Annotated in this window: 4 protein-coding genes; 1 reads left to right on the top strand and 3 read right to left on the bottom strand. The window is 59.0% G+C overall.

Features of this window, described 5'->3' with window-relative positions:
* Positions 1 to 103: 103 nt before the first annotated feature.
* Both QMX91_RS28860 and QMX91_RS28855 read right to left on the bottom strand, forming a co-directional pair.
* Positions 104 to 895, bottom strand: a complete 792-nt coding sequence (locus QMX91_RS28860; protein WP_098965474.1) for an amidohydrolase — start codon at positions 893 to 895, stop codon at positions 104 to 106.
* Positions 883 to 2,031 (bottom strand): pyridoxal phosphate-dependent aminotransferase, encoded by a 1,149-nt coding sequence (locus QMX91_RS28855; RefSeq protein ID WP_282413759.1) that lies wholly within the window; start codon positions 2,029 to 2,031, stop codon positions 883 to 885. Before QMX91_RS28855 ends, QMX91_RS28860 begins: the two co-directional genes overlap by 13 nt.
* A 270-nt stretch (positions 2,032 to 2,301) precedes the next feature.
* Between QMX91_RS28855 and QMX91_RS28850 the strand changes: the two genes are divergently transcribed.
* The gene (locus tag QMX91_RS28850; RefSeq protein ID WP_223008009.1) at positions 2,302 to 3,591 is read left to right on the top strand and encodes a hypothetical protein; all 1,290 of its coding nucleotides are present in this window, start codon (positions 2,302 to 2,304) and stop codon (positions 3,589 to 3,591) included.
* Positions 3,592 to 3,632: 41 nt separating this feature from the next.
* Here the strand turns inward: QMX91_RS28850 and der are convergent, their stop codons facing one another.
* Positions 3,633 to 5,105 (bottom strand): ribosome biogenesis GTPase Der, encoded by a 1,473-nt coding sequence (der, locus tag QMX91_RS28845; protein ID WP_027612132.1) that lies wholly within the window; start codon positions 5,103 to 5,105, stop codon positions 3,633 to 3,635.
* Positions 5,106 to 5,270 lie beyond the last annotated feature (165 nt).

The following is a 5,270-nucleotide window of genomic DNA, read 5'->3' as shown; positions in this document are numbered from 1 at the left end:
TTTTGTGTTGCCTGATCGGGCCTCTACGCGACCAAGCCCGCTCCCACCGGGTATTGCGTTCTACCTGTGGGAGCGGGCTTGCTCGCGAAAGCGGTCGCGAATATCAAGTGAGCTCGAAGGTATCCGCATCCAGATTCGCCGGAAAGCGCTCGCGATACGCCGCCAATGGCGCGGCCTCCAGCACAACCTTGAACACCCCGTCCGCCTCCCCCGCCGCCAGCAACGTCTCGCCCTGGAAATCCAGCACCTGACTGTCGCCGGTATAGGCAAAGCCCTTGCCGTCGGTGCCGATCCGGTTCACCGCCGCCACGTAGCACAGGTTTTCAATCGCCCGCGCCGGCAACAAGCGGTTCCAGTGCAGACGCCGGGCACCCGGCCAGTTGGCGGTGTACAGCAGCAGATCGGTATCCTGCGCGTCGCGACTCCACACCGGGAAGCGCAGGTCGTAGCAAATCAGCGGCCGGATCCGCCAACCCTTGAGTTCGAACTGCACCTGACGCTCGCCGGGGGTGTAGTGGTTGTGCTCGCCGGCCATGCGGAACAGGTGGCGCTTGTCGTAATGCCAGACTTCGCCGTCCGGGCGTGCCCACAGCAGGCGATTGCGATGGCTGCCGTCCGCCGCCTGAATGATCACGCTGCCGGTGATCACCGCATTCAGTTTCGCGGCCTGCGCCTTCATCCACTTGCTGGTCGGGCCATGCTCGGCTTCGGCGAGGGTTTCCGACTCCATGGAGAAACCGGTGGTGAACATCTCCGGCAGGATGATCAGGTCGGCGCCTCGGGCCTGCTCCAGCAGCACCTCGAAGTGCTCAAGGTTGGCTTGACGGTCATGCCAGGCCAGGCTGGTCTGGATCAGCGCCAGATTGAGATCGGGCAATGCACTCAGATCACGCATAGTTTTGCCGCTGCTTCGCGCAGCGTCTCCTCGCGTTTGGCGAAGCACAGGCGCACCAGGCGCTGGCCTTCGGGTGGATTCTGGTAGAACACCGACACCGGAATGCTCGCCACGCCGTGTTCACGGGTCATCCAGATCGCCATGTCGACGTCGTTCAAGTCAGGACGAATCTGCGAGTAATCGACCAACTGGAAATACGTGCCGGTGACGCGGGTGAAGGTGAAGCGCGACGGCGCCAGCAAATCGCAGAACAGGTCGCGCTTGGCCTGATAGAAACCCGGCAGCTCTTCAACGTGTTCCGGGTGCTCGGCCATGTAATCGGCCAGGGCGTATTGCAGCGGGGTGACACCGCAGAAACTGACGTACTGGTGCACCTTGCGCAGCTCGGCGGTCAGCGCCGGCGGTGCAACCACGTAACCGGTTTTCCAGCCCGTCACGTGGTAGGTCTTGCCGAACGAGCTGACCACAAATGCGCGCTGGTACAGCTCTTCGTGAGCCAACACGCTGACATGCGGCACACCGTCGAACACCAGGTGTTCGTACACCTCGTCGCTGATCAGATAGATGTCGCGACCACGGATCAACTCCGCCAGTTGATCCAGTTCGGCACGGCTGATCAGTGCACCGCTCGGGTTGTGCGGCGTGTTGATGACGATCATTTTCGTGCGCGGGCTGAGGGCCGCGGCGAGCTTGTCGAAATCGATGGAGAAATCGTGCGGGTTCAGTTGCACATGCACGCAGCGGCCGCCCGCCAACTGCGTCGCCGGTTCATAGCTGTCGTAGCACGGGTCGAACACGATGACTTCGTCACCGCTGTGGATAACTGCCTGAATCGCACAGAAGATCGCCTGGGTCGCACCCGGCGTCACGGTCACTTCGCTGTCGGCATCGACTTTCACGTCATAGCTGCGCGCGATTTTCGCCGCGATTTGCTCGCGCAGCGCCGGCAGACCGGTCATGGGTGAATACTGGTTACGGCCGCTGGCGATATGCCGACCGACCGCGTCACGCAGGGATTGTGGGCCGTCGAAATCAGGAAAACCCTGGGACAGGTTGATCGCTCCGGTCTGCGCCGCGAGCTGAGACATCTGCGTGAAAATAGTGATGCCGACATTCGGCAGCTTACTGGTGATCATCGAGGGGTTCCCTGCTCTACACCCGGCTCTGACGACGGCGCGGGAGAGCCCGAGAATAGCCCATTCGAATACGATAAAAAAAGTCGTTCCCTACGATGCGCGGCAATACGAAATCACAAAAAGGCACCTTGAACCTACTCGCGCCGGAGGAAAACGGATGAGTGGTCGCGCAATACGCCCTCCCCTGTAACTTCTGACAGTAGCGGTAAGTTGCAGCAAGCTTTTAACTGGGTCCACGGCACAACCTCGTTATCTCAAGGAATCGCAGTGATGACAACACGAATGATCATTAAGGCAGGTAATCTGGATACCACGTTTGGCAAAGGCGGCAAGAAAAAACTCAAATTCAATTTCGGGAGTGCCTATCACGCCAATAGTCTTACACTCGCCAGCGAGGGCAGGATCTTTATTGCCGGCGACGTGGAACAGCCATCGGGCGATGACTTGCAGCAAAATTTCGCCATAACGTGCCTCAACCAGAAAGGTGAGCCTTACTTGCCTTTCAATAACGGTTATATGGCCGACCGCTTCAACCCCGATGACGCTCGACTGGCCTCTGCCTGTCAACGAATCTTCATAACCGGGTCGAAGGTAGTTCTAGCAGGTGTCTTTACTAATGACCGGCCAACGGATGTCCCCGCTTTTGCCAGACTGAACATGAACGGCCGTTACGACGAGCCATTCGGCAGGGGAGGAAGATATGTCTACAAGTTACCCTGTGACCCGAGCAGTTCAGTGGGCGCCTCACCCACCAGCATAGACAGGCAATCAACCGGTCATTTTGTCTTCGCCTTTGAGCATGTCTGGCATGACCTCGTCACACCGCATGCACTTAACTCGACCGCAGTACTGGCCAGAATCTCCCAAGACGCAAAGCTGGACAATAACTTTGCCCGGGGCAACGGACATCTCACGATCAAACCAGCACCTGGACACAACTTTCGCAAGAAGGGCCTGATCATCCAGAACGATGACCGTATTCTGGTATTTGGAGAACTTTCGGGAGAGAGCAGTGATGCGGTCATCTACCGATTCACGGCTGACGGCGAGATTGATCCGTCATTCGGAAGAGAGGGCGAACTGCGAAAGCCCGACTGGAACATCACCAGCATCGTCGCACTTCCCGGCGATCGTTTGTTGTGCGCTGGGTCACGGGGCGATCAAGCGCTGCTCGCTCGCCTGGAGGCTGACGGCAGTGACGACACCTTTAGAAGCGAGGTGAAGATTCACGATCGTTGCGCGTGGCTGAAGGCTTTGCAACAACCCGACAATACGACGCTGGTTGTGGGTTACGCCGAGAAAAACCTGAACGTTGTCCCGTTATTGGCGCGTTTTCTGGACAATGCTGAATTGGACCCGAACTTTGGCGAAGGCCAGGGCTGGGTAAGTGACGGCATGGGAAACATGCTTGAGCGTGCCATCGATCTCGCGGTGGACGACATTGGCCGAATTCTGGTGCTGGGAAAATCGCAAGGCCTGTCTCCGTATGCGGACTTCTTCCTGCTGCGCTACCAGGGTAGTAACGCCAAAGAGCGCTCAATGACAACCATCAGCCCATAAAAAAGGCGCCGCAAGCGGCGCCTTTCGGGTGAAGACCTGAATCACTTCTTGTCGCGACGCTTCTTGCTGGCTTTCTTGTTGTGCGACATCAAGCGACGCTTCTTGTTGACCTGGCGGTCGGTCAGCGTGTTCTTGTTGCCTTCGTACGGGTTCTCGCCACCTTTGAACTCGATGCGGATCGGCGTACCGACCAGCTTCAGCACACGGCGGTAAGTGTTCTCCAGATAGCGCACATACGACTTCGGCACTTTCTCGATCTGGTTACCGTGGATCACGATGATCGGCGGGTTCGCACCACCCAGGTGAGCGTAACGCAGCTTGATCCGGCGGCTGTTGACCATCGGCGGCTGGTGCTCGCTGACCGCGTCTTCGAGAATCTGCGTCAGGCGGCTGGTCGGCCAGCGGGTAACCGCAGACTTGAACGAGTTCTGCACCGAGGCGTAGAGGTTGCCCACGCCAGTACCGTGCAGCGCCGAGATGAAGTGAATGTCGGCGAAGTCGACGAAGAACAGCCGACGTTGCAGCTCGACCTTCACAAAGTCGCGCTCGCTCGGGGTCATGCCGTCCCATTTGTTGATTGCGATCACCAACGCACGACCGGCTTCGAGGGCAAAGCCCAGCAGGTTGAGGTCGTGATCGACCACACCTTCGCGAGCGTCCATCACGAAGATCACCACGTTGGCGTCTTTGATCGCCTGCAGGGTTTTGACCACGGAGAATTTTTCCACTTCTTCGTGGATCTTGCCGCGCTTGCGCACACCGGCGGTGTCGATCAGCGTGTACTTCTCGTCGTTACGCTCGAACGGGATGTAGATACTGTCGCGGGTGGTGCCTGGCTGGTCGTAGACGATGACCCGGTCTTCACCGAGCATGCGGTTGACCAGAGTCGACTTGCCGACGTTCGGACGGCCGATGATGGCGATCTTGATCCCGTCTTTTTCGCTCGGGCCAGGAATGCGCTTGGCTTCCTCACCCTCGGCGACGATCTCTTCTTCTTCGCCTTCCGCCGGTTCGTCATCATCACGCGGGAAATCGCTCAGCGCCGCTTCCAGCAGCTGAGTGATACCACGGCCGTGAGCACCGGCGATCGGGATCGCGTGGCCCATGCCCAGCGGGGCGAATTCGGCGCGGGCCATTTCCGGGTCGATGTTGTCGACCTTGTTGGCAACCACGTGGGAACGCTTGTTACGCTTGCGCAAGTGTTCGGCGATCATCTGGTCGGCGGCGGTGAAACCGGCCTTGGCATCTACCAGGAACAGCACAACATCCGCTTCTTCAATGGCCAGCAGCGACTGCTCGGCCATTTTTTCGTCCATACCGTGTTCGTCGCCGGAGATACCGCCGGTGTCGATCAGAATGTAGGAACGCCCTTGCCACTTGGCCTCACCGTACTGGCGATCACGGGTCAGACCGGACAAGTCGCCGACGATGGCGTCGCGAGTCCTGGTCAGGCGGTTGAACAAGGTGGATTTGCCGACGTTCGGTCGGCCCACCAGGGCGATTACGGGAACCATGCGGCTCTCCACTTCGTTATTTCAGAAAATACAAAAGCCGCTGCGAGGCAGCGGCTGGTGCTCGGGGCAACACTGTGGGAGCGGGCTTGCTCGCGAAAGACCGTAGCAGCACCGCGTTTAATCAGGCTGTACGCGTCTTCGTTGACGCCCTTCGCGAGCAAGCCC

The organism is Pseudomonas sp. PS01299 (assembly GCF_029960145.1).
GTDB lineage: Bacteria > Pseudomonadota > Gammaproteobacteria > Pseudomonadales > Pseudomonadaceae > Aquipseudomonas > Aquipseudomonas putida_A.
This window is presented reverse-complemented; position numbering and strand designations above follow the sequence as displayed.

Bases quoted from the DNA above. Each gene is read 5' to 3' on its own strand.
- QMX91_RS28860 (WP_098965474.1), bottom strand. From the start codon at position 895: ATGCGTGATCTGAGTGCATTGCCCGATCTCAATCTGGCGCTGATCCAG.
- QMX91_RS28855 (WP_282413759.1), bottom strand. From the start codon at position 2,031: ATGATCACCAGTAAGCTGCCGAATGTCGGCATCACTATTTTCACGCAG.
- QMX91_RS28850 (WP_223008009.1), top strand. From the start codon at position 2,302: ATGACAACACGAATGATCATTAAGGCAGGTAATCTGGATACCACGTTT.
- der (WP_027612132.1), bottom strand. From the start codon at position 5,105: ATGGTTCCCGTAATCGCCCTGGTGGGCCGACCGAACGTCGGCAAATCC.